Here is a 22,705-nt window from a genome sequence, read left to right as displayed (position 1 = left end):
ATCTTATGTAGCGTCTTTTCATGCTTTTTATTTTTGGTTGGACCACATAAACCACCGCGCATGACCATCAGGGCGTTCCATTATACGTATCGATTCTATTTCTCCTTGATCAATAAAATCCTGGTGCAGTTGTGAATCAAATATATTGTTATAACAATGGTAGAGCGATCGTGCCATGCTTATTTCTTTTAGTTGTTCGATTAATTCTAGACGTAATTCCATTGGGATTTGATTTGCCACATGTGTATGATAAACAACTAACATTGCCTCTTGATTAATTTCTCTACTAATATCTTTTAGAAGTTTAATGCCATCTCCTTTTATCAACTGTAAATCGAGCTCTTTTAAAATAGGGAGTGCTTGATTTAATAGCAATCTTCGTTCTTGATGCTCTGGCCAAATTAATGCTTGGAGCCATTGAAGCTCTTTTTTATTATGGATATCAATTGGATTTAAATCGATACCAATCCTTTGACAAACGACAGGAGAGATCGAAATAGAGGCAGGCAGTGATTCTCCTCGATTTTCTGATGACAAAACGAAAGAACTATCAGAATTCGTTACATGAAGCTGTTGATTATAGCAGTAATTGTATTGATCCATGCCAAGCTGAAGCCCTGCACTAGCACCAATTTCTATTAAGGCTAACGGTTTTTGATGGCGTTCATAGATTTCTGTCATCATCGGATAAAGGTAAGAACAACGACGAATTTCATTAGTCTGGACAAGTTTTTCTTGCAATAAAGCCTTTAATTCATCTGAATGCGACAAAACGAATGCTCTAAAAACAGGATATACTTCATTTATCGATTTTGGCGTTGTCGTTAAGGATGGATAAAAATGAACTAACTCGTCTTGTGATGATGACAGTAAATAATGAACCCCAGCTAATAATAAATTAGGTACAGGTTGTCCTTGGGGTATAAATGTGGCAATTTTTAATATTTCTTCATCATCAGCAATCTTATTTGCTAAATGCTCATACAGTGGACTTGAGTTTTCACATTCATTTTTTGCAAAAGTACGGAATTGTTGACTTAATTTCGCTAACATTTTATTTCTCCCCTTTATAAAAAAATAATCTTTCTAATTTTAAGTTTATTATTATTGGATAATTTAGTAAATTAAATATAGTTAATGAAGTTGATTAAAAATATTAATTAATGAGGTGAGATTTTGGATTATAAATGGATACAGTCTTTTATAGTAGCAGCTAAATCTTGTAATTTTAGAATGGCTGCAGAAGAACTTCATTTATCGCAGCCAAGTATCACAGTTCATATTCATCAGCTAGAACAATTTTTAAAAGTAAAATTATTTAAACGTGAAAAAAATCGGGTGCAATTAACGGAGGCAGGGCAGATTTTTCTAATAGAAGCTCAGCAAATCATTCATCAATGGGAAAAAAGTATTGAACGTTTTCAGTTAGCAACAAAAGGAATTGAGGAAAAGCTAATTATTGCCATGACACTCCATTAATGGTGGAAACGATATTGCCGCATGTTATTTATCAGTTTATCAATGAACACCCGTCCATTGAAATATCGATTCTAGTGGAGGATTCAGCAAAAATTGAGGATTTAATCAATCGTGACAAAGCACATATTGGTATTTCCTTATTGCCAACTCGTTATCGACATTGGCGCCAAGAGCTAGTTGTAGAGAGTCCTTTAGAATTGGTTATTCCACTGGATGCTTTTGATGATGAGACAGGTGCTTATATTGATTATGAGGAATTATTTCAAACCTACACCTTATTTACGCACCATCATCCGACTATTTGGGGGGATTTATTACATAAAATACAGGAAAAATATGTAGTTACGAAGCAAGTTTCTATATCTCAATCTTATGTCGTAAAGCGCTTAATAAAAGATGGGCTCGGTATATCATTTTTGCCACGGATGATTGTGAGAAGGGAGCGTATGGAAGGGCGGTTTAACATCGTTCCTTTCGATGAAATAGCATTGCCTAGTGTTCCTGTCTACCTTTTTTATAAGGAGTCAGTACAGGTACCAGAAGAGTTATTGAACTTATTCCATACGAGGGATTATTTGTAAAAAAATATAAACGTAATGAAGTTGGCTTATCACCAAAAGTTGTGGATGCCTTTTTTTAAAAATAAATTCCCTGTATATTCGTCAGGACGAAAATCATCTACACGATATGGTGATGAGCTATTAAGTTTCATATAGTATGAGAGATTATATTAAAAAGGCGTGATTGTATTGAAAATTTTACTGGTTGAAGATCATGAAGATGTAAATGCAATTGTAATCATAGTAGGATTACTATTTTATATTTTTTATATACAAAGGCAACTACGACAGATTAACGTACAATTGTCACAACGTCTCTATGAGCAATACACACAGCCAATTAGCGTAGAGCTATTAAACAAAGAAGTAAATCGACTCGTGGCAAATATTAATCGCGTATTAATCGAAGTGCAAAAATCAAGGTCGTATATTAAACGGGAAGAAAAATATTATAAGGAAATGATTTCAAACATTTCTCATGATTTTCGTACACCTCTAACTGCGATAAAGGGCTATCAACAAATGCTTTGACAAGAATCTTTAACAGAAAATCAGCTTACAAAGCTTGAAGTTGCACAAAAACATGTTGGAAGGCTAGAGCAATTAGTAGAAACATTTTTTGAGTACTCCTATTTGCTGAGTAATGAAGATCAGCCTAAAAAGGATCATATGAATTTATCAAATATCGTATTTGAAACGATTGCTGGTGCCTTTGCACAATTTGAACAAAAAGGAATAGCCGTCAACTTGCCTGATTTTGAGCCGCTCATTATTAATTCTGATGAAGAAATGCTTTTGCGAATTGTCCTAAACTTAGTACGAAATAGCATCATGCATGCGCAAGGTGACGTCACTATCAAGCTGTGGTTAGATGAAGAGCATGCCTATAACTGTTTTAGGAATCCGATTGACGAAAATAGTCAACTAAATCCTAACCAGCTTTTTGATCGATTTTATACAACAGACAATTCCAGACGTAAAAATACTGGACTAGGATTATCTATTGTCAGGCTACTAGCAGAAAAATTAGGTGGAAGTGCAACAGCCAAAATAGAAAATGACATGATTGAGTTTTTAGTGTCCATAAAAAAGAATTTGTAATAGTAGTAGCCAAGAAGCTTATTGCATCTTGGCTATAAACGTTTAGATCGAAAGGCTGGAAAAATGTTATAACTTTTGTGGAAATATAGAACAATTTATGGTAATTATAGTATGTGTAGTGATAATTAAGATATGGCGATTTCATAACTTTACGTTTACCTAAAACATTTTGGATTGGACTTGCATTAGGAGAAAAGGGGATCTTAATTGATTGATGGATAGAATTTTAACTGCCTCTAGTTTAATCCATGCGAAGATGAAAATATAACTTTAATGTGGCTGGGATGGATTGAATCATATTTTAGATAAGATTTTAAGAAATTGATAACACACATACGCAGAGTTAAAAGAATAGTCTGACTTTAAAAGAGTGGGTGTAGGTATGTTAAAAAGGTTTAGCTGGAAGAAAAACGATATACATTCAATTCAATTAAAAGATAATTTATATATCATTGCTCAACTATTAGAAATTCCATATGTTGCATTTTTTAATATCTCGAGTGAAAGAAATAATTTTAATGAGAAGCCACATGACTTAAATGATTTAAAACCTTTTGGGGTATGTATGGTTTTAAACGCGTTTTTTAAAAAGTGTTCAGTAGGGAAAGTAAAAAATGTCCAACCTAATTTGAATATCCCTATGCCAGAGATTTTTATTAGTAGTGACAGAGGACAGTGGGGAAATCGATCGGAATTTAGTGATGATGAACTTATATATAATTTGGTGAGAATTGATCCCACAGTCGGTGATAAGGGTCTTATGGGTAATGAAATTATCCAATATAATATCGATAGAAAAGACTTGGAAATTTTAAATAATTATGAAATTGTTGGCTACAACACGGGTTATGAATTTGTACGTCGCTTAATTTTATCTTTTGAAAATAGCCGTTGGATCGATCCATTAAAAGAACAGCGATTGCTTGGTAAAGATGACTATCCGTTAAAAACAGTAGAAGAAATGTGGAATTCTGGGGTTCCAAAGTATGAATAGGTGAAAATTTTTTGAAAAAAATTAGCTTAGTTTTTATTTTTTTATATCAAAGGAGGAAATATTGTGAAGAAACTTGATTCTGAATTCAAATATTTAGTAGATATGTACGAGGATACTTTTTTTCCAACGTTTTTAGTGGATAAACTTAAATTGCATATTGTTAAAGTAGTTCATTTTATTGAGGAGAGCACTCATACAGTGGAAGAGATTCAGGAAAAGTTAGACGAAATGACTATAGCGATCAATGAGCTACAGAATGAATTTTATGAAAATGACAGTGAAATAGAAACGTTTGCACGGGATTCAATCGGATTAACAGTAGAAGAAATTTTACAATATTTTGAGATTGATATCGATATTGAAGAAGCTCTTAGAGAACGAGATTGGTGAAAAATTTGTATGGCATCCTAACTTCCTTTTTGATTCACTGTGTTTAGAAAAGTATGTTTGTCGAAATCTGATAAGGCTTTACCTGGTTATCCTATTGTGGGAGAGAAAGCTCCTAAAATCTGAAATTCAGTTTATAAAAAATACATAATTGATTTTCGTGATGTTTACAACACAATATAGGGTGTAATGATGACATTCGAAACTTTACTTAGGTGCAAAATGGTGGATACTCCAAAAACAAATATTACAAGGCGGTTATATAAATGTTTTATAATTGTTCATTCCAGCTAACACGAAAAGATTTAGAAGAGGTTGAAATCTTATTAGGCTTTCAACTTCCCCAAGAGTTGAAGAATCATTACCTTCAATATAATGGTGGTTTACCTAATAAACCATGCTTTTTTGAAGAAGATTCAGGTTTGGAAACTAGGGTGCATGTTTTCCTTCCAATTAAATTTGATAACAATATAGGGTACACATTGGAAAAAGGATATTTGGATTTCAAGGGTAGGGATATTATTCCAAAAAAGTATCTACCGTTTGCAAATGACGCAGGTGGGAATATTTTTTGTACAGACCTTGATTCAAAGCAAGTGGTCCTTATTTATTTAGATTTAGGAGAAGTGACTAACAGATGTATTGAGTTTTTAGCAAATAGTTTTACGGAATTTATCAATGATCTTGAGGAATGTTTGGATGACGAAATTGAAGACGACTCATATGAGTTCTGATATTAAATGAAAAAGATAGATATTGAGAATCCAAAACATATGACAACTAATTTTCCAAATTTACTGAACAAATAAGACTTTGGAGGAGGCCAGAAAAGCGATGATGTACATTGAGCGATGGTGGGGAGAATACATTGGCGGAACCGATGATACATGCACTTTAATCGACTATTTAGTTGACAGAGAATTTGAGTCAGATATTCTAACAGAAATAAACGTTAAAAATATTTTTCAAGACTTTCAACTGAATAATGCTCGGGAAATAAAAGACTTACGCCAAACGAAAGACATTTACTTGATTATAGAAAAAGAATTTTTTCAAGATATAGGCTGTGCGATCAATTTGTTGATAGATATTACGGCTATTATTCTGGAATGTCAAAAAAACGGTAAGGTTCATCTAACGGATTTAGCTGGCAGCATCATGAACAAAAATGCTGTTATTTCTTTAAAAGTGGAAAAAGAAGAAATGGCTTTTTTGAGGAGAGTATTGGAAGATTTTATTCGTCACCCTTTAAGTTATGATTTGGCGGAGTATTGCCCGGAAGATGATATGCGAGAAATTGCAAAGATATGCAAGGAGATTTTAACAGAACTAAACATGTAAAACTAAGACGATTGAAGATGTACATGGAAAAGTTATTTTGGACTATCAAAATAGAGAAGCGAGAACAAGCAGGATTCTAATTCCGGGAGAGGTGTAACTATGAGTATTGGATTGAATGAGATATGGGATGGAAAAATCCCTGCAGATGAAATGAGTTTGGCGGAATTATCCGATAAAATATGGGAGATTGGCGAACTGGATGCCATCCAAGAGAAGGTGTCGCCAGAGTTATTTCAACTTCATATCGCCATCAATACGATCAGTAACTGGCAGTGTGATGGCTGGGACGGTATCATCGCATATCAGCCACATCTTGTGCCATATATTCCCGAAGTTTTGGCGAAATTTGGCTTGCAGCATTTGAAGCATGCTTTTGACGAAGTCATTGCCATTTTCCCAGATTTCATTATGTTTGAGGATGATTCACTTTATTGTGACATGATCAACTTCCTGCATAATATGCGAATTAAGGTAAGTGACGAACGTTTGAACGCCTATACGCAAGAAGAGCGTCAAGCCATGGTGACGCAATATCAGGAAAAGCTCTGTCAATTGGATAAAATTACGGGACCTCTATGGGAATATGGTAGCCCTAGGGACGGTTGGGCCATGATCTTTGATTATATGCAGGCATGGGACGTGAGAGGGTAATGTTTACATAAAAAATAGAAACTTATATAAACAGCCCTTTGGAAAATAAAAATAGGTTGATGGGAATAATATAGACAAGACTTTAGTGGTGAGCCTGTTGTAGATGAACAGTAGTAAATGCAAAGGATAATAAATATGTTAAATGATGAAGCAATCGCAGTAGAGTTACAAGAATGGATGGCTCCAAATGATTATATGAACATAGAATATATTCGGGACATTATGTATTGCTACTTTAAAATTTGGGATTCTCCAGGGGTCTACTCGGAGAAAATAGGAGTTTTAAAATTTGAATCAATTTGGGCGGTTAGGTTTCAGAGAAATAGAATGCTAAATTATTATCCTAATGAAAAGGAACATAGTTTTCGTTCTTATTTCTTAATGGTACCTAATTCAACTTGGCTAAAATCATTGATAAAACTAAGAGAAGAGGAAGATGCTGAGTGGAGAAATTTTGATAAAAAGAAGTACTTTCATTATGTAATCCAAAATAATGATCATTACATCGAGATAATTTCTAGTGGAATTCTTATTGATTATAAAATAGTTTGAGTCACGTATAGTAATATGCTGAAATTACAATTTGGAACACAAGAGAATTAACATTTTATTAGTATTCAAAGCAGTAATAAAACTGATATCAAGGGGAATTTTAATCCATGAAAGAATTTTTTGATGAGCTTGGAGAAAGGTTAGTCATGGCAGTTAGAAGTGACTTTAAAGGATTGTCAAAAAATTATTGGAAACGAAAGAATATATGCTATTTGTTTAGTAACTGATAGTGATGCTATGACAGTATTTTTAGCGATAAATACTTTTGAAAAGATGGAAAGTAAATAACATAAGTATACTCAGAAGAATCGGTCAAAGAATTTAAGTGATGAAGTTTTTTACAAAACTATAAAATGGGTTCCTGCTGAATGGGAATACGATGATAGCGATCTTGAGCAGAGTGAGATAGTTTTAGTTTCAGACTATTTGACTGAGCAGAGGGAATCTATAGAAGACAGTAGATTTCGGGAGTTTGAGGAGAGATTTTATAAAACAATGACTGAAACATTGCTTACATTACACAATGAGGGTGTGTTTTGTCATGAGAAAGATGACATATCAATATTTATATCTATTTCTGATGATGACCGAGCAGAAATGATCGAGAATTATTCAGCGGGGTTGCTGACCTCAGAAAATGTAATGGGTAGCTTCGTGAAAAGATGGGATTAAAGCCGTTAGTTTACTCAAGATTATGCAGCTAGGGATATTTTCAGGGCTACTAATTGATTATATGGGAAATGAATTTGAAGCAAGTCCAGAATTTAAAGCCATGATAAAAAATCGGCTAAAGATCGATATGTTTATTCTGTAAAACGAATTGCAGACTGGGAAGAGCCGTGGACTTTAATATTAAATGAAGGGTTTGTTACTACATCAGATAAAGAAGGAAATCTTTCTATGCCTATTTGGCTATTTGAAGAATATGCTATGAAATGTATAGAAGATGAATGGGAAAACTGTAAAACTAAAAAAATACATATAGATACACTTTTAGATGAAATATTACCTAATCTGTGTGAAGACGGAACGCATGTAGTTGTATTCAAAGTTCCAGAAGATGAAGAAGTTATAAGAGTATCTGCGGATGACTTTAAAAATAATTTATTATATGAATGTTCCCAATTAGAATAGACTATGATCTTGTAAAATATGGATGATGGAAAATTAGTGGGTAATATTTGTAAAGAATTGTAAAAAAGGGTTGGTAATGGTGATGAAAAAATTAAAATTGATGTTATATGCTCCTGGGCTAGTAATGTTTGATCCTTTAACTTTAAATAACTATTTAGAGAAAAATAACATTGTCGAAAGCGATTTGCTAAAACTTTTTTGTGACAATGAAAAAATAGGTCAGGAAGTAATTTCTCAAGGCTGCATTATTCCGATATACGAAATTCCAGAACTCGATGATCACTATCAAATAATAATTAACCTTGAACAGGATAATACTGTGATACCTGAAAAAAATCATATCTTCAAGACAAACCCTTTTCCATTACAAGTTACTAGTGGAAATCTTATTATATCGGATATCTCTGCTATTATTGATTGGGATAAAAATTATTACTTAAACTACGAAGATATAAAAGATGAGGGTTACGACAATTGTAACAGTGTGCAGATTTCGAAGAACAATTACTCTGTTAGAATAACAGGTTACTGTGGGAATAATTTGAAATCAAATAATGACTTTGGCTATATTTTTAATTTTAACGCTACTGAAAAGCTACTCCACTTTGATTTTACAAAGAGTATCGATGAGTATAATTTTGTAGTCGATCCAGAAAATCGAAAAGTTAATTGATTCAAAACAGAGTTACAAACATAAGGTAATCCGGATACAAAATCTCACTTAAAGATTTTTAAAAAGCAAAAAAAACTATAATAATTTATTAAAAAAATTTTAGATTGCCTAAAAGAAGGTTCCTTTTTAAGAAACTATGTTTTTGGATCTGGATATTGTAAGGTTATCCCGAATTCTGAAAAGGATGATTGGGTTTTGTTTTTGAAAGAGAGAGGAATAATTTCTGATTAGGATGTTATTGAAGACTTTATCTTTAAGTGAATTGAATACATATGGAATAAATGTAAATAACACCACGATTGGTAATTCTCTTCTGAGGCAAAAATGGCTCTTGATGAAAGTTGGTGAATGTATTGCGAGAGTCTACCAATGAAAAATTCCATGATGCAGAGATTTATTGTATAAAGAAAAATAAAGATAGTTTAGAATTATATCTTTCGCTTATGAATAATATTGGTAACGTAATTACTTTTGTTAACCCTATCTTTTGGAAACTCACTTCCTTTGAACAGCAAAATGTCATATTTGAATTTTCAACGTTTGACGGAAAAATGATTCCTGAATTTTTATTGGAAGAATATCCAGAGTTAAATAGTTTTATGATGAGTAGTTATCAAATTTCTTATTTTGATTCTTCAATAGGGCTTGGAGGGATTATTGTATATGAAATACTTGAAATAAAAAACACATGTAAAGAAAACGCATAACCTTTTCCTTACATGTGTTTTTTGTGTTTGAAATATTTATTTTTATCATAATATGAGAAATCAAAACAGCTAGACGAGACTGCATATCGCTTTGATAGTGTGCAAATCAGAAAGTGAAATGCCTTTTGATGAATAAAATTTTAATAGAAACGGATAGAAAGTAGGAACCTAAATGGAGTTGAATAAAAAGGCTCTCAAAATTTTATCGGAATACGACTTACTTCATCCAGATGAAACTTCAGAGGAGGACTTTCAATTTGCTAAGGATGCAGGTTATATGTTTGACAGTATTACTCAAACACATGATGAAACAATAGAATTTGCTTTTCAAGAGTTAAATAAGTGTAAGAAGAAAAATATGACAGATCTATTTCTATCAAGTTTAAGTTCAGGTCGTTTAGATTGGAGAAGTGGGTTATCAGCATATAACATTTTGAAAGTGTTTCCAAAACATTCCGAAGAGTCTAATGGGGCAAATTGTATTGTTTGTTCAAGTAGACCGAACGAGTTAGTTGATTTTTCGTTTATAAATAGTATTCGGTTTAATATAGGAGCAATTATTAGCGGAAGAATATATCATTTGGCTTTTATACTTCAACAGCATAATAAGCTTCCGCATGTAAGGCCGATAATAAAAGATTTTGATATCTTTCAATCTATTATTGAGATCATTAGGAATGCTGAAAGCAATGATACACCATCTAAGGTTCAAAAAAAGATTGGAAAAATTGAAGGATTTAAATCAAATAAAGAACAAAGAAAAGCATTACTGGAGACTCTTGGTTTTTGTAGTATTTTAGAAACAGAAGAGCATAAAGGTTTTTTACATCAATTCACAAATCTTGGTTTGGCCCCAAGATCTAGACATAGCTCAGATTGGTTATATCCCGTGGATTGGTGGAAAGGGAGAGACGGTATAAATCAAGATGCACTAAAATTTTGGTTTGATGAATATGAGGAATTACAAAAATTGTTTATGTAATGATCAATAAAATTTGGCTGCTCTTCTTAATGAATTGAAATATAAACAACACTGACACCATAATAATTTGATAGGTTTGGTTAATGCCTAAATAGATATTTATCTTAGAGAATTGGTATAATTTAGGCATGTGAGTGATGGACTTCTCAACAGTTATAAATGTCAAAACCAATATGAACATTTTCGTTTGTTTAAGGAAGTAGGCAGCACTTCCAGGTAAAAGAGATGAACGATTTGAATGTAAAGTAATCATGATTCATGAACGTCTCATTCTTTGTAATGCTTGGAAAGGGGAAGAAGCCAGTCGATGGGGAATTTTAAAAGTTTATTGAGAGATAGATCAAACGCGCTGATTTTTATGGGGAGAAAATTCACTGATGGTGATACTAGTTGGATTGGTGGGAATGCCCCAGCGTACTTTGATGATCAGAAAGATTTTCAAAGTAAATATGGTTCTAACTATTACTTTTTCTTATCATTAGTTAATCCGCTAAATCCAACAATGATGTTTACAATTTTTTTCCCTAGAGAATATGATGAATACTTAGAAAATAACAAGTATCCTAATTGTGCAGTTCTACTAATCGAACACCCTGTATCTTATGAAAGTAGCACAGATATGTTCATTAATCCAAATATGAAGAAATATGCGATTGGTGATTGTGAAGTAATAAATAACGACATAATTGATAATCAAATATTTTTAGTGAAATTTGGCGGAACTCCTGAACACATCCAAAATAAAAACTTTTATACTAAAGATTTAGTAGCTGATTCGTTTGAGTTTTTATTTCAGATTGATGAACAAGGGTATCCAGAAGAAGATGATTTTATTCATGGGAACTATCCATTTTCATATGGTGCCATATACATATATGCACAAATTACGGAAGAGAATGTTACAAATTCTGATGTTAGTCTAAATAATGGACACAGAGAATTGGGAGTTTATAAAGTATAATAATCTTAACAATTTACTAGGAGTGTCTAAGATGACAAAACGAAAAAGTTATGACAAAGAATTTAAATTAGAGGCAGTACAATTAGTTGAAAGTGGCAAGAGAGTTGCTGAGGTTGCACGTGAGCTGGATCTTGCAGAACAGACATTACACAATTGGGTAAAGAAATTTAGTAAAGATGGCGAAGTTGCATTTGTTGGTAGTGGGAATTTAAAGCCTGAGGATAAGGAAAATAAAGAATTAGAAAAAAGAATACGTGACCTAGAAGAGGAAAATGCCATCTTAAAAAAGGCTATGGGCATCTTTGCGAAAGACCGGAAGTAATTTACAACTTTATTCAACAGCACCGACACGAATTCCGTGTGGCAAAGATGTGCGAAGTATTAGGTGTTTCAAGAAGTGGTTACTACGAGTGGCTGAACCGACCAAAGAGTAATCAAAAAGAACGGAAAGAAAAGTTAACCAGCCAAATAAAACGAGTGTATTTGGACTCAAGAAGAAATTATGGTAGTCCGAAAATTACAAAACAATTGAATTCAGAAGGAGTCTCTGTATCGCAAAAAACAGTATCGCGAATTATGAAAGAAGAAGGCATTCGCTCAAAAACAGTGAAAAAATACAAAGCGACGACGAATTCAAAACATAATCTACCAGTATATCCAAATCTATTAGACCAACAATTTAAAGTAGAACGCCCTGGACAAGCGTGGGTAGCTGACATTACGTATATATGGACCAGTGAAGGTTGGCTCTATCTAGCAACGATTATGGAGTTGTTTTCAAGACGAATCATCGGTTGGGCAATGGATGAGAGAATGACAAAGGAATTAGTGATCCTCGCCTTAAAACGAGCAATCAGAACTCAGACTCCAACGCCTGGGCTCATTCATCATTCAGATCGTGGGAGCCAGTATGCGTCGAAGGAATACCAACAAGTGTTACGAACTAACAGAATGATTACAAGTATGAGTAGAAAAGGAAACTGTTACGATAATGCATGTATCGAGTCATTTCATAGCGTCATCAAAAGAGAGTTAGTTTTTCATGAAAAGTATAAAACGAGAGATCAGGCCAAGAAAAGTATCATTGAATACATCGTTAGTTTTTATAACTACAAGCGTATCCATTCTTTTACAAATTATATGTCGCCCATTGCATACGAAAAGCAATATTTCAAAACTTCACAAAAAACTAAGGTCATATAATTAAACCCTTTTAACCTCACAAATAATTTAAGGGTTACGCCCCTTAAATTATTTGTGAGGCGAGCAAGCGATAGCGCGCTTAGATTTAAAGCAAAATCTCAATTTTCCCTGTCCATTTTCTTGACATAGTATCAATTCTGTTGTTGGATATTGGCAGTTCTCGTGAAACATGACAAAAGATAAACATACGCATGCTCTTTTGTCTACACCTTTTGTAGCCGCTTTATGCGTGAGAACAAAATTAATTGGACGGATATTGATAAGATCCAAGGAAAAGGGGAAAACATTACATTGGCATGGGGGGATTAAATGTCCAAGTTAGAATATGGCAAAGAATTTTTGAAATTACTGGATGAATTAGAAGTGACTTCACCAAGCGAAGTTCTGCCACTAATAAAGAAAATTAATAAAGAAACATGTGTGGAGATGGGAGTTGAGACAATTTCCTTCTTTTCAGATACGTTCATTGTTGAAAAATTAGTGGAAATAGCATGCAAATATGACTCCGATGAAAAAATTTTAGTTTGGTTTTTAAGGGCGATAACGAGAATTTCTCAAAGATATAATGTTAATACCCCAGAGATCTACGATTTTTTGTCTAAACATATCGAGTCTAATAGTAATGAGATAAAGTTCGTAGTCGCATCACGAATAATATCCATGCCTCAATTTGATAAATATGAAGGGAAATGGGATTATATTATTTCGACTGCAAAGATTCCACCTAAAGTATATTCCATGGACAATTTTTTATTTGTAATTGAAAAGAAAATTAATGAAATTCCTAGTGATAAAATAGAAATTATTACTGACACTTTGACTAAATATATTAATTCTTCAAAACTAGATATAACCACACATAATCGTTATGTAGATGTAATAGAGAAGTTGAAAAGAGGATTTAGAAATTATGACGAAAAATATTTGGAAAGCGAATCAAGTCATTAGTATAGAAACAAGGTGCAAAGATGAAGATAGGAAGAACAATATTTATGTTTTAGCACAAATGATTAATAAAGCTCAATTACTGATTTTTGATTTATACAGTGACGATAATAATTGGGGGGATGTTAATTTAAACGAAGTTCCTATTTTATTTAGTACGACTGTAACAAGACAGTTTATTAAGAATAGTAATATTTATAAACAAAGCATAAAACCCCTTACAAATTTCGAACTTTCAAAATATAAAATAGAATCTTTAGGTATGGGAAGTAGACATGTTACTGTATGGGAAGGAACGACAAATGAGCGGAAAGTATTGATACTGGGTCAAGGTGGGGGGAGGTTAATAGAAGAATATATGTCTACAGGTAGTTATAAAACTAAAATAATTATGCCTTCAATTCCTGTAATAGATAGCGAGACCATAGATAAATATGAATTAACCAATGTCAGGATTTATGCAGAATTTAATGAACGATTATATCTTTGTTATAAGTTTGGGAAAAATGTAGATCCTTTAAAAGATTTGATTTTTGATAGACCAATTCCTTTAGAATATAAAGAATATATTGATATTATTTCTTCGTAAAAACGGTATTGAACGGGTCTACTGATTTTTTGATACTACTAAGGTATTATTTGGAAGGTGTACTTGTAGAGCCCAAAAAGAGAAGCATAAATCATAAGAATTTGGATTATAATGCTACTTTTTCATTTAACTAAAATATTGATTATTTACCTTTTGGAAAACTTTCAAAAAGGCATCTAATTCTATGTCAGAGGTGAAATTAATGAAAAATACGGCTTTGTGGTTGGAACAAGGTTATTGTTCCAGTCATTTAAAAAATGCACAATTGCAAACTAAAGGTTTAACACTAGAAATCCCTTTTAATGATGCTATTAGCGAATATGATATTTGTAGGTTTAAATTGATTGTTGAAGAAGTGAGAAATGAAAACCAATTATTGTTGGACCCCACTACATTAGGTGAACAAATAAAAGAAATAATGTATGAAAATGTATCGTTTTTGGAAAGAGATTTTATTCGCTATACATATGAAAATGAATTCGAGTTACTTAATAATAACGAAAGTGAGACTATTCAACAAGCTCTAAGGGATGGGATATTACAAGGGGAAAATTCTTATCTGAAGGATTGTATAGAATTAAACGGAAAATATGATATGAAGATTCAAGTTTTTCGACAAGGGATTCATCAGCCTGATTTTTTATCATCTGAAGCCCCTCAGTATTTTACAGATTATGAACAAAAAATTGATACAATTACGGTTTATGTGCTGATATTTAGAAACTCTATTGAAATTCATAGAAACAAAAAGCTTGCTAATTCTTCTGTTTACGGAAGCTTGGGGAATCTAGGTTTTTTTATGGTCGATCTTAAGCTATTTAGTGAATTTATAAGCAATGAAGTTGGTAATGGGCCAAATAATCTTGTTGATTTATTTACTACAACCGATTTAGTTGATAAATGTTTTGAAGAAGGTATGCTGATTATTACTTGGGGGATTAAACCTTGGCATTATTATATTCAAGCGATGAATAATTCAATTATATTTGATGAATGCATAGTCAGTGGGACCTATAAGATTAAAAAAGAGATAAAGGAGTTATCGATTATTCCTGGCGACGAATTGCTTACATGGCCTGCATGTTTAGAAAAAGAATGGCCTAAAATACAATTGGAAGGTGCTGGTGAAAAAATTAATCTTTCGCTATGTACTTGGTCAGGTGCTCTCGGAAACGAAATAATTCCTATGTATATTCTTCAAAGAAGGGAAGAAAAGGTAGAAAATATCGAACCGATTATTAACTATAGTTTCTTCTAAATTATGGAGTGCGTTAAATGTTTATCCTTCAACAATGCAGCTATCGATGAGGAGCGGTCGTTTAGCGTATAAATTGAAATTTGGGAAACTAACTTTAAACTTGAAGTTTGTAGAAATCAAAGAACAGTTCGGTTACTATATTAGCTGTTAAAAAGTTTATAAGGTTAGGTTTGTTAGTTGAAGACGATTTTTCACTATATATATTCTTAATTTTTTTATCCAGCATTATGGGAAGCTCTTTTTTTCAAAGCATATGCGAGAAGGTATTAAATCCTTCTTTTGCATATGTTTTTTTTGTTTTACATCGGCTTCCGAAATGTAAAAAGCCTTGAAACTTTTGTTTCTGATTCAGAGACTTCCTTTCACCGGAATTACAAACAAAGTAATTTATAGTATTATTAGTAATAATATAGGCGTAAGCGTTTGGGAGGCTGAATACGGACTATGTCTTGCTAGATGTAAAAGATTGTCTAGCCATGCGCCCAATCACTTTATGGCTATAAATAGGGAATTCTTAATGAATCAAGAAAAAATGACATGTAAGTAGCTCCGAGGAGTGAAGAGGATGTTTATAGAATGTTCTACTCAACTAACAATAAGCGATTTAAACGATGTAGAAACTAAATTGGGATTTAATTTACCAGAACAGCTGAAAGAACATTATTTACAATTTAATGGTGGAGTTCCAGTTAAACCTTGTTATTATGCACAAGATATTGACCTTGAAACAGAAATTGCCGCGTTTTCTTCAATAAAATATAAAAATAACTCAACTTTACTAGAAGAAAGCTACCTAGATTTCATAAATAGGGGTGCACTTCCCATGTATTTTTAGCGTGGTATTTCAAAATAGAATAAATGTGGAGATGGGGAATTAAACTAAATATAAAGGAGTGAAAAATCCGAATTAAGTTATTTGGATAAATAATATGGAGAATAAAAATAACATTTTAGTTGAGCGAAAAGAAAGTATTATATTTCAGTTAGATAAGAACCAGAATGTTGGTAATGGATGGGTTGGTGGAAATGCTCCAGCATATTTCGACGATAAAAGCGAACTTTTTAGTGAAATTGAATTTGAATATCACTTCTATCTTTGTTTTGTAAGTCCGGTAGATAAAAATAACATGATTTCTATCTTTATACCAAAAGAGTACGAAAATCGTGTTTCAAAAAATATTTATCCAAACTGCTCATTGTACGTGTTCGAACATCCGATTTCGGAAGAAAGTATGGCTTCTACTTATACCGAATTTGGAATAGTTAAACACTATATATCAGAAGGTATTATTGTGAGTGAAGAACAAGCTTTCGATACACCTTTTTTTATTAAATATGGAGGAAACCCCTTCCTTATCCAAGAAGAAGAATATTATTACACAGAATTAGAAAAAGATAAATATAGTTTCTTGTGTCAAATTGATGAGGACGGTTATCCAGATGGGTTATTCGATTCAAGAACTAGTTTTCCATTTGGGTTTGGTGCTGTGTATTTGTATGCAATCGTGACGGAGGATTCGATAAAGAATCCAATAGTAGGATATTGGCAATATTCCTAGTTGTTATAAGAGATAGGATTCAAGCACAGGATATAAAAATATATAGGAATCTATTCCGTGGTCTTAAAATCATCCGCCAATTTGTATCTGAATCAGGCAAAAGGTTATATCCGCCAAGACGAGCTACAAGGGATTCATTTTCCACATCATTAAAAGAAAGAGTAAAGGATAGAAGGGTTGGTTATTCCGAGGATTTCGAGAACTTTTCTCTGTTTCATATCCCTTTTACTGATAATGACTTTTGGAATTTTGCAAACACATTAAGGCAAGATAATAAATAGAAGTGGATTCTATTGAAAACAGGGGATGGATTAAAGAAAAATAGATTTTAATCCATTAAAAAGGTTTAGAGAATAGGTCAACCTAAAAAATTTTAATTCATAGGGGGATGATAAAATTGAGAATTTTTGGAACGAAGCCTGAAGAAAATGAAGCTGCGGAATTTGAAAATGCACGATACATTAATCCCAATTGAAGAAATAAATAAAAACTATGAATGGTTAAAGAATAGCGATAAACCATATCAAGCAATGTTAGCGCATATTGATATTTTAGTAATGCTCGCAAAAAGATTTCCTGGGAATGCAAATGTTTTGATTAAACAATATCAGACGAAAGAATGGAGAGAAACCTTTAACGATTGGTTTAATAGATGCGAAAAAAAAATACCATCTAAATATAGGGAGGGCATTAAAGCAAATGCTGAAGAACTCTTTACTGAATTAGAAAAATACGGCAATAATTTACGTTATTAATGCTATTACTTATTTCAAAAGCAAACGGTCTAAAAATTTAATTTTTGGTGGAGGTTTAAGATGAATTTAATTAATGATAAAGAGAAAATAGCTCCGTTTTTTTGGGTGGATCATGATAGGGGTTCTGCGTCGTTATGTTTAAATGTTGGGGGATATAAGCAAGAGATTTTTGATACACGATCTGATGAGGGATTTGAAGGAGGAGGGTATGATTGGGAATCCTTGGCGATTGTCTTTCTTGAAGAAAAAATGCCCGAACTAAAAGGTATTGTCAAGTTTGATTCCGAAGCCAGCATGTTTTGTGCTTATTCCTTTGATAAAAAAGCATTAGAGAAGTTTGCTATTTCATTTAAAAATACATGTGAAGATGAATCGACAATTACGGATTTATTTTCTCGTGCAGAATTGGATTAAAGGTGTTTTTTTCAGATTGTTTTATAGGGCGAAGCATGCGTAATTTTCATTTTTTGAAACCAGAGATATATTTAGAATTCTATAGAGGTGAGCCAGATAATTAGGGGTGTGAATAATGATGAACTATGCATTTAATGATAGTATTGGCTATTTTGAGATAGACCCACTTTCCCTTGAGGAAGGAATACAGATTGCTGAGAAAGAAAATCACCATTCAATTCGAATCCGTAATTTGAATCTGGCAACAGATTTGAAATGTCACTTAGATTTTTCATCTTTCAACAACAAAACATTTATCAATAAATTGCTGATTAGCGATAATTTTAAATTATCCAAGTATCAAAATATTGAAGCATTATCTACATTATGTAATCTTACAGAAGTCACACTAGGTCAGCCAATAAAGCTTGATTTGAACTATTTTAAAAAATTAGAGAAGGTTGTTGTTGAAAAAGATTACTATCTAAATTTAGACAAACTAATAAATTTAAAAAGGTTATACGCAATTAAATATATTAAACCAGATTGTAAAGAGTTTTGTTCACTAAAATCATTAGAATTTTTGCGTCTTGACACCTCGACTAAGCTAATATCTTTAACAGGAATAGAGGATTTAGATTCCTTGAAATGGTGTTGGCTCCAGTATCTAAATAATCTAGAAGATGCACACGCTCTAAATAAACTAAAAGGACTTGAAAGACTCCAAATTGAAAAATGTAAAAAAATCACTGATCTAACATTTTTGGCAGGGAATAGTACTATAAAAGAATTACAGGTTTCAGATGTTGATTCTCTTGAATTTGTGAAATCTATGAAAAATTTGCATAAAATAAATTTTTGGAATTGTAAAAGTGGAGATTTATCTCCTTTGTTAGAGTTTCCATCACTAAGAGAGGTTGCATTTCATCCTGAAAAAAGACATTACTCTCACAAAAAAGATGAAATCAATAAGTTGTTACAAGAAAGGAAGTCTAACTTGCAGAATGAAAGGAGGGCTGCTCAATGAAATTTTCATTTATTAAAGATAACTCTAATCTACAGTTTTCCAAAATAAAAAGTAATGAAGTTGAACGAGTGGAAGATGAACTAGGTATTGTTTTTCCAAAAGATCTAAAGCTATTTTTGACGGAGATCGGCTACGGGTCTTTTGTGGGCGACGAAGATCTTGACGAAAATTGTGTATTGAGTCCCGCATCAATTAGGGATTTTCGATTAAGACAAGGTTTTTTTGATGCTTATCCAAACTACGATGAAGATAGTAAATTAGTTTTCTTTACTGGATGGGAATCAGTGCCTTTTTCAATCGGATTAACTGATGAAGAACAAAATGCTGTCTATGATAACGAAAAAAAGATTGCAAACTCTCTTGAGGAATTTTTATTAAAGATTATCGAAGATCCTGAATACTACCAACAAGATTAGTGTGAAAGGATAAAAATGGCGAAAAAATATTGTCGTTGTGTAACGTAAAGAGCTATTTTTAATTCAAATTGTACGCAGGCCCTAAAGCTAAAATGGAAAGGTGATAATATATGGAATTTTATGAGAAAATCGAACAAGTGGCTACAAAGGATGAATTTTTAGAGTTTTTAAATATGCTTTCAAAGGATTTTAAACTTAATGTAGATGAATGGGAAAATAAATCTATTAATAACTATCTTGAAGCAATTGAATCATGGATAGAGGCTATGGAGGGTTATTATATAAATAGTGGTTTACCCGTACCAAATAACATTGATTGGAATTTCTTAGCTACCGTATTTTATGTCGGTAAGATCTATGAATAACAACATGCTTTAACAATCATTGTAATTTTACATATGCGAGAATTGAATAAATTTTTTAATTGATTATTCCTTCATCTGTACGGCAAGGGGACCAAAACAGCTAGCAGTTCTGAGTTGAAAGAAGGTATGAAAGAATATTATTTTTGAAAAAACTAAAATGAAAACACTGAATAGTAGATTATCTTAAATGAAGGGAATGGCATTTTTAATATGGGAAATACATATGCGATTTTTAAAAAAGAAGGTATATTTTGTCCTACTTACCTAGAAGGGCTTATGCATACAGAATTCTTTGAAAAAGATCCTTTTGAAGCGAGAGACTCTGATGCAGGGGAATGGAGAACCACAAGAAATATTAAAACAGAACTGCCTGAAGAATTATGGTTTGTTTCAAAAGATATAAAATATGATTTTGATTTGAGATGGGATAGAGACGGTTTTTTCTTATCTTCAGAATTTCTAAAATTATTACTAAAATTTGGAGTTGCCAATTTTCAATACACTAAATTGCATATGGTGAACAGGCATAAAAAAAGCCTAACTTCAAAGGAATATTATTATGTGCGATTTTATGAGAGGTTAGAAGATGTAATAGATATGGAGAAATCAAATATTGAATTTTATAAGCAAGATGGACGTATAAAAAAAATATGGGATTTACAGCTGAAAGAATCAAATACTCTCCCAGATGTTTTCCTAATAAATAATACAAGCCTTTCAAGTATATTATTTTGTTCAGAAGAATTTAAAAAAGAAGCTGAAAAACATAAATTAAAGGGCATTATCTTTGTCCCTTCAAATGAAGCTGATGTGTATAAACCTTAGCATTATAGCGATTATTCAGAAACAGAAATTGAAAAAATAAGAAAAACTGTTGTATTTATCATTGTGAGTAGTATGTTAATGTGAAATTAATACTGATGGCTATACTAGAATGAAATTTAAACTTACATCAAAAGAGTAGCATGAATCCTAGAAACCGGATGTTATTGTTACTCCTATTTTAGATGTAATTTTATTTTATAGATGTTTTTCAAAATTAAGCAAGGGGTTCTTTGAAATTAATGAAAAGAAAGGGAGTTAGTATGTCGAGCGTAGAGCAAGCGTTAAAACGTTTTATACAAACAACTAAAAAATTTCCTAGAAGTTCACCTGTTATAAAAACAGGAGAATTTCATTACAGATCAGATTTTTCAACTTTAGAAATAAGTAAAGAAATACAGCTTTCTCCGGAATTAGAATATTGGAATATTTTTATAAAAAATGCGAAATAATTTGTGATGTTAGAGATGATGGATATCATTTAGACGGTATAGGTATCGATTTTGGAGATATTGACCTTTATCTTTACTCACCTGATAATTTGGAGCGTAGGCAAGAAGGATTTCGATGGATTGGATCCGAGAAAAATGAAAATCCAAATTGGGATCCAAATTGGATTGTATTAGCAGACAAGGATGATGATCCAATTGTAGTTGTTACAAACCAAGAAGGTTCACCTGTTTTAGCAAGCTATGAAACGAGTGATTTATTTCCAGTTGCAGATTCTTTTTCGGATTTTCTAGATTCTCTTTCGGTGATATTAGTATTAGTGCATGAGAAATTTGAAGGAGAGATAATGGACGAAGAAACCTTTGAATTCTATGATGATTTTATTGTAATGTTAAAATCTTCTTTGAATAATATTTTGAAAAAAGAAGAGTATGTTGAAAATTTGATTAAGTATTTGTATATCGGTTAGTTGAAATTACGGGAGGTAGAGGTTTAATCTGTACAGCGCCCTTATTACATATATAGCACGGAAGTAGATTCAATGGAAACTAGGAAACAATTATAAAGACTTGAAAAATTACAAGTAAAGTTAAAACAAAAAAATCTGAAGAAGTTCCCAGGGGGAAGAATCATGCCAGAAAATTGGTTAGTTTGTCAGGATGATCTTAAAGTGCGCACATTAAAAAGTGAAGAAATGGATGAAATAAAACGTTTATCTGTTTTGAGTCAGGAAAAATTAGAAATAGTAGATATTGATAATTATTTAATGTCACTCGACAATATTAAATCAGCGTTGTCTCATTATAGAGATAATAAATTAATAGACGAAGAAGTGGAAGAGATAGCATTTGAAATTGGTTCATTATATGGATTTATTGTAGAAAAAAAATACGGTTGGAAATGGAGGCATATAGAGAAAAATGAAAATAGAGGTTATTGTGTAGTCTCTGAGGATGAAACGTTTTGTTGTCCAGTGCATAACTATATCTATACTATTTTAACTGATGGAAATAAAAGTAACAATGTTAAGTTATTGTTTAATATGTTGGAAGTTATTCATGAAGAAAAGGTGAATGGTTTATATAATTTTATCAGTTAAGAGCTTATTCTAGCACTATTAGTATTTACTTTTACTTGCAAAACAAATGTAAAGAATAACTCAAAAGACCACCTTTAAATATGTTTTTTTAACAGGCGTGTTGATTGGGGAAAAATAGGTTTATTATTTCGCATATTTATTGTCTCACTTCATCTAGGACAAGGCTTTTTTGCTAAAACGTTAGAGGTTTTAATCTTAAAGCTTTTAACTAATGCATTCAGCTTTACAGAACTAAATAAATCAAACGTATAAAATTTGTTTAGGATGGAATATATTTCATTTTAATTGATAGTTGTTTGAGA

At 32.1% G+C, this 22,705-nt stretch carries 30 protein-coding genes and 2 pseudogenes; 31 read left to right on the top strand and 1 reads right to left on the bottom strand.

Annotated features, from left to right (window positions below; all coding sequences use genetic code 11):
- Window positions 1-27: 27 nt before the first annotated feature.
- Complete coding sequence (locus QUF91_RS16655; protein WP_289418617.1) at window positions 28-1,053, bottom strand: DUF2332 domain-containing protein; 1,026 nt, start codon at window positions 1,051-1,053, stop codon at window positions 28-30.
- A gap of 123 nt (window positions 1,054-1,176) precedes the next feature.
- On the opposite strand from QUF91_RS16655, the gene QUF91_RS16650 reads away from it, so the two are divergent.
- The 31 genes and pseudogenes from QUF91_RS16650 (at window position 1,177) to QUF91_RS16500 (ending at window position 22,403) form a co-directional block, all read left to right on the top strand.
- Window positions 1,177-1,479: a LysR family transcriptional regulator gene (locus tag QUF91_RS16650; protein ID WP_289418616.1), complete on the top strand. Its 303-nt coding sequence runs from the start codon at window positions 1,177-1,179 to the stop codon at window positions 1,477-1,479.
- A 14-nt stretch (window positions 1,480-1,493) separates the two neighbouring features.
- The gene (locus QUF91_RS16645) at window positions 1,494-2,060 is read left to right on the top strand and encodes a LysR family transcriptional regulator substrate-binding protein (protein ID WP_289418615.1); all 567 of its coding nucleotides are present in this window, start codon (window positions 1,494-1,496) and stop codon (window positions 2,058-2,060) included.
- Window positions 2,061-2,228: 168 nt separating this feature from the next.
- Window positions 2,229-2,570, top strand: a complete 342-nt coding sequence (locus QUF91_RS16640; protein WP_289418613.1) for a histidine kinase dimerization/phospho-acceptor domain-containing protein — start codon at window positions 2,229-2,231, stop codon at window positions 2,568-2,570.
- Between the two features lie 102 nt (window positions 2,571-2,672).
- The gene (locus QUF91_RS16635; RefSeq protein ID WP_289418612.1) at window positions 2,673-3,140 is read left to right on the top strand and encodes a sensor histidine kinase; all 468 of its coding nucleotides are present in this window, start codon (window positions 2,673-2,675) and stop codon (window positions 3,138-3,140) included.
- Between the two features lie 382 nt (window positions 3,141-3,522).
- Window positions 3,523-4,134 carry a hypothetical protein gene (locus QUF91_RS16630; RefSeq protein ID WP_289418610.1) on the top strand — a complete coding sequence of 204 codons (612 nt, stop codon included), beginning with the start codon at window positions 3,523-3,525 and terminating at the stop codon, window positions 4,132-4,134.
- Window positions 4,135-4,197: 63 nt separating this feature from the next.
- Window positions 4,198-4,524, top strand: coding sequence for a DUF5713 family protein (locus tag QUF91_RS16625; RefSeq protein WP_289418609.1), 327 nt, complete (start codon window positions 4,198-4,200; stop codon window positions 4,522-4,524).
- A 263-nt stretch (window positions 4,525-4,787) separates the two neighbouring features.
- The gene (locus QUF91_RS16620; protein ID WP_289418608.1) at window positions 4,788-5,255 is read left to right on the top strand and encodes an SMI1/KNR4 family protein; all 468 of its coding nucleotides are present in this window, start codon (window positions 4,788-4,790) and stop codon (window positions 5,253-5,255) included.
- A 100-nt stretch (window positions 5,256-5,355) separates the two neighbouring features.
- A complete protein-coding gene (locus QUF91_RS16615; RefSeq protein ID WP_289418607.1) occupies window positions 5,356-5,862 on the top strand; it encodes an imm68 putative immunity domain-containing protein in 507 nt (168 codons plus the stop codon).
- Between the two features lie 99 nt (window positions 5,863-5,961).
- Window positions 5,962-6,513 carry a hypothetical protein gene (locus tag QUF91_RS16610; protein ID WP_289418606.1) on the top strand — a complete coding sequence of 184 codons (552 nt, stop codon included), beginning with the start codon at window positions 5,962-5,964 and terminating at the stop codon, window positions 6,511-6,513.
- A gap of 135 nt (window positions 6,514-6,648) precedes the next feature.
- The gene (locus QUF91_RS16605) at window positions 6,649-7,065 is read left to right on the top strand and encodes a hypothetical protein (protein WP_289418604.1); all 417 of its coding nucleotides are present in this window, start codon (window positions 6,649-6,651) and stop codon (window positions 7,063-7,065) included.
- A gap of 159 nt (window positions 7,066-7,224) precedes the next feature.
- Window positions 7,225-7,737 (top strand): annotated as a pseudogene (locus tag QUF91_RS16600) (DUF4303 domain-containing protein).
- 141 nt (window positions 7,738-7,878) lie between these two features.
- Window positions 7,879-8,199, top strand: a pseudogene (locus tag QUF91_RS16595) (DUF2750 domain-containing protein); the annotation flags it as partial.
- An 82-nt stretch (window positions 8,200-8,281) separates the two neighbouring features.
- A complete protein-coding gene (locus tag QUF91_RS16590) occupies window positions 8,282-8,872 on the top strand; it encodes a hypothetical protein (RefSeq protein ID WP_289418602.1) in 591 nt (196 codons plus the stop codon).
- Window positions 8,873-9,216: 344 nt separating this feature from the next.
- Window positions 9,217-9,579 (top strand): hypothetical protein, encoded by a 363-nt coding sequence (locus tag QUF91_RS16585; protein ID WP_289418600.1) that lies wholly within the window; start codon window positions 9,217-9,219, stop codon window positions 9,577-9,579.
- Between the two features lie 172 nt (window positions 9,580-9,751).
- Window positions 9,752-10,561 (top strand): hypothetical protein, encoded by an 810-nt coding sequence (locus QUF91_RS16580; RefSeq protein WP_289418599.1) that lies wholly within the window; start codon window positions 9,752-9,754, stop codon window positions 10,559-10,561.
- A gap of 307 nt (window positions 10,562-10,868) precedes the next feature.
- Window positions 10,869-11,522 (top strand): hypothetical protein, encoded by a 654-nt coding sequence (locus QUF91_RS16575; RefSeq protein WP_289418598.1) that lies wholly within the window; start codon window positions 10,869-10,871, stop codon window positions 11,520-11,522.
- A 31-nt stretch (window positions 11,523-11,553) separates the two neighbouring features.
- Window positions 11,554-12,725, top strand: a protein-coding gene (locus QUF91_RS16570; protein WP_285397716.1) for an IS3 family transposase whose coding sequence is annotated in 2 segments (ribosomal slippage) — window positions 11,554-11,815 and window positions 11,815-12,725 — 1,173 coding nt in all. Because the reading frame shifts where the segments join, the coding sequence is not laid out codon by codon here.
- 309 nt (window positions 12,726-13,034) lie between these two features.
- The gene (locus QUF91_RS16565) at window positions 13,035-13,673 is read left to right on the top strand and encodes a hypothetical protein (RefSeq protein WP_289418597.1); all 639 of its coding nucleotides are present in this window, start codon (window positions 13,035-13,037) and stop codon (window positions 13,671-13,673) included.
- Window positions 13,636-14,259 carry a hypothetical protein gene (locus tag QUF91_RS16560; protein ID WP_289418595.1) on the top strand — a complete coding sequence of 208 codons (624 nt, stop codon included), beginning with the start codon at window positions 13,636-13,638 and terminating at the stop codon, window positions 14,257-14,259. Before QUF91_RS16565 ends, QUF91_RS16560 begins: the two co-directional genes overlap by 38 nt.
- 202 nt (window positions 14,260-14,461) lie before the next feature.
- Window positions 14,462-15,517 (top strand): hypothetical protein, encoded by a 1,056-nt coding sequence (locus QUF91_RS16555; RefSeq protein WP_289418593.1) that lies wholly within the window; start codon window positions 14,462-14,464, stop codon window positions 15,515-15,517.
- 565 nt (window positions 15,518-16,082) lie between these two features.
- Window positions 16,083-16,352, top strand: a complete 270-nt coding sequence (locus tag QUF91_RS16550; RefSeq protein ID WP_285398336.1) for an SMI1/KNR4 family protein — start codon at window positions 16,083-16,085, stop codon at window positions 16,350-16,352.
- Window positions 16,353-16,446: 94 nt separating this feature from the next.
- Window positions 16,447-17,076 carry a hypothetical protein gene (locus QUF91_RS16545; RefSeq protein ID WP_289418592.1) on the top strand — a complete coding sequence of 210 codons (630 nt, stop codon included), beginning with the start codon at window positions 16,447-16,449 and terminating at the stop codon, window positions 17,074-17,076.
- Between the two features lie 449 nt (window positions 17,077-17,525).
- Window positions 17,526-17,831 carry a hypothetical protein gene (locus tag QUF91_RS16540; RefSeq protein ID WP_289418590.1) on the top strand — a complete coding sequence of 102 codons (306 nt, stop codon included), beginning with the start codon at window positions 17,526-17,528 and terminating at the stop codon, window positions 17,829-17,831.
- Between the two features lie 60 nt (window positions 17,832-17,891).
- Window positions 17,892-18,245 (top strand): immunity 51 family protein, encoded by a 354-nt coding sequence (locus QUF91_RS16535; protein WP_285398333.1) that lies wholly within the window; start codon window positions 17,892-17,894, stop codon window positions 18,243-18,245.
- A 115-nt stretch (window positions 18,246-18,360) separates the two neighbouring features.
- Window positions 18,361-19,251: a leucine-rich repeat domain-containing protein gene (locus QUF91_RS16530; RefSeq protein WP_289418588.1), complete on the top strand. Its 891-nt coding sequence runs from the start codon at window positions 18,361-18,363 to the stop codon at window positions 19,249-19,251.
- Window positions 19,248-19,667 (top strand): SMI1/KNR4 family protein, encoded by a 420-nt coding sequence (locus QUF91_RS16525; protein WP_289418586.1) that lies wholly within the window; start codon window positions 19,248-19,250, stop codon window positions 19,665-19,667. Before QUF91_RS16530 ends, QUF91_RS16525 begins: the two co-directional genes overlap by 4 nt.
- Window positions 19,668-19,777: 110 nt before the next feature.
- Window positions 19,778-20,032 carry a DUF7660 family protein gene (locus QUF91_RS16520; RefSeq protein ID WP_285398330.1) on the top strand — a complete coding sequence of 85 codons (255 nt, stop codon included), beginning with the start codon at window positions 19,778-19,780 and terminating at the stop codon, window positions 20,030-20,032.
- 210 nt (window positions 20,033-20,242) lie between these two features.
- Window positions 20,243-20,857: an Imm43 family immunity protein gene (locus QUF91_RS16515; RefSeq protein WP_289418585.1), complete on the top strand. Its 615-nt coding sequence runs from the start codon at window positions 20,243-20,245 to the stop codon at window positions 20,855-20,857.
- A 239-nt stretch (window positions 20,858-21,096) separates the two neighbouring features.
- A complete protein-coding gene (locus QUF91_RS16510) occupies window positions 21,097-21,306 on the top strand; it encodes a hypothetical protein (protein ID WP_289418583.1) in 210 nt (69 codons plus the stop codon).
- Window positions 21,276-21,773: an SMI1/KNR4 family protein gene (locus QUF91_RS16505; RefSeq protein WP_289418581.1), complete on the top strand. Its 498-nt coding sequence runs from the start codon at window positions 21,276-21,278 to the stop codon at window positions 21,771-21,773. The genes QUF91_RS16510 and QUF91_RS16505 overlap by 31 nt, the downstream gene beginning before the upstream one ends.
- A gap of 162 nt (window positions 21,774-21,935) precedes the next feature.
- On the top strand, window positions 21,936-22,403 hold the full coding sequence (locus QUF91_RS16500) for a hypothetical protein (protein ID WP_285394903.1): 468 nt from the start codon (window positions 21,936-21,938) through the stop codon (window positions 22,401-22,403).
- The last annotated feature ends 302 nt before the right edge of the window (window positions 22,404-22,705 follow it).

The organism is Lysinibacillus sp. G4S2 (genome assembly GCF_030348505.1).
Taxonomy (GTDB): domain Bacteria; phylum Bacillota; class Bacilli; order Bacillales_A; family Planococcaceae; genus Lysinibacillus.
This window is presented reverse-complemented; position numbering and strand designations above follow the sequence as displayed.

Coding starts and splice junctions, on each gene's coding strand:
- QUF91_RS16655 (WP_289418617.1), bottom strand. CDS start 1,053: ATGTTAGCGAAATTAAGTCAACAATTCCGTACTTTTGCAAAAAATGAA.
- QUF91_RS16630 (WP_289418610.1), top strand. CDS start 3,523: ATGTTAAAAAGGTTTAGCTGGAAGAAAAACGATATACATTCAATTCAA.
- QUF91_RS16620 (WP_289418608.1), top strand. CDS start 4,788: ATGTTTTATAATTGTTCATTCCAGCTAACACGAAAAGATTTAGAAGAG.
- QUF91_RS16615 (WP_289418607.1), top strand. CDS start 5,356: ATGATGTACATTGAGCGATGGTGGGGAGAATACATTGGCGGAACCGAT.
- QUF91_RS16610 (WP_289418606.1), top strand. CDS start 5,962: ATGAGTATTGGATTGAATGAGATATGGGATGGAAAAATCCCTGCAGAT.
- QUF91_RS16605 (WP_289418604.1), top strand. CDS start 6,649: ATGTTAAATGATGAAGCAATCGCAGTAGAGTTACAAGAATGGATGGCT.
- QUF91_RS16590 (WP_289418602.1), top strand. CDS start 8,282: ATGAAAAAATTAAAATTGATGTTATATGCTCCTGGGCTAGTAATGTTT.
- QUF91_RS16580 (WP_289418599.1), top strand. CDS start 9,752: ATGGAGTTGAATAAAAAGGCTCTCAAAATTTTATCGGAATACGACTTA.
- QUF91_RS16575 (WP_289418598.1), top strand. CDS start 10,869: ATGGGGAATTTTAAAAGTTTATTGAGAGATAGATCAAACGCGCTGATT.
- QUF91_RS16565 (WP_289418597.1), top strand. CDS start 13,035: ATGTCCAAGTTAGAATATGGCAAAGAATTTTTGAAATTACTGGATGAA.
- QUF91_RS16560 (WP_289418595.1), top strand. CDS start 13,636: ATGACGAAAAATATTTGGAAAGCGAATCAAGTCATTAGTATAGAAACA.
- QUF91_RS16555 (WP_289418593.1), top strand. CDS start 14,462: ATGAAAAATACGGCTTTGTGGTTGGAACAAGGTTATTGTTCCAGTCAT.
- QUF91_RS16550 (WP_285398336.1), top strand. CDS start 16,083: ATGTTTATAGAATGTTCTACTCAACTAACAATAAGCGATTTAAACGAT.
- QUF91_RS16545 (WP_289418592.1), top strand. CDS start 16,447: ATGGAGAATAAAAATAACATTTTAGTTGAGCGAAAAGAAAGTATTATA.
- QUF91_RS16540 (WP_289418590.1), top strand. CDS start 17,526: ATGCACGATACATTAATCCCAATTGAAGAAATAAATAAAAACTATGAA.
- QUF91_RS16535 (WP_285398333.1), top strand. CDS start 17,892: ATGAATTTAATTAATGATAAAGAGAAAATAGCTCCGTTTTTTTGGGTG.
- QUF91_RS16530 (WP_289418588.1), top strand. CDS start 18,361: ATGATGAACTATGCATTTAATGATAGTATTGGCTATTTTGAGATAGAC.
- QUF91_RS16525 (WP_289418586.1), top strand. CDS start 19,248: ATGAAATTTTCATTTATTAAAGATAACTCTAATCTACAGTTTTCCAAA.
- QUF91_RS16520 (WP_285398330.1), top strand. CDS start 19,778: ATGGAATTTTATGAGAAAATCGAACAAGTGGCTACAAAGGATGAATTT.
- QUF91_RS16515 (WP_289418585.1), top strand. CDS start 20,243: ATGGGAAATACATATGCGATTTTTAAAAAAGAAGGTATATTTTGTCCT.
- QUF91_RS16510 (WP_289418583.1), top strand. CDS start 21,097: ATGAAAAGAAAGGGAGTTAGTATGTCGAGCGTAGAGCAAGCGTTAAAA.
- QUF91_RS16500 (WP_285394903.1), top strand. CDS start 21,936: ATGCCAGAAAATTGGTTAGTTTGTCAGGATGATCTTAAAGTGCGCACA.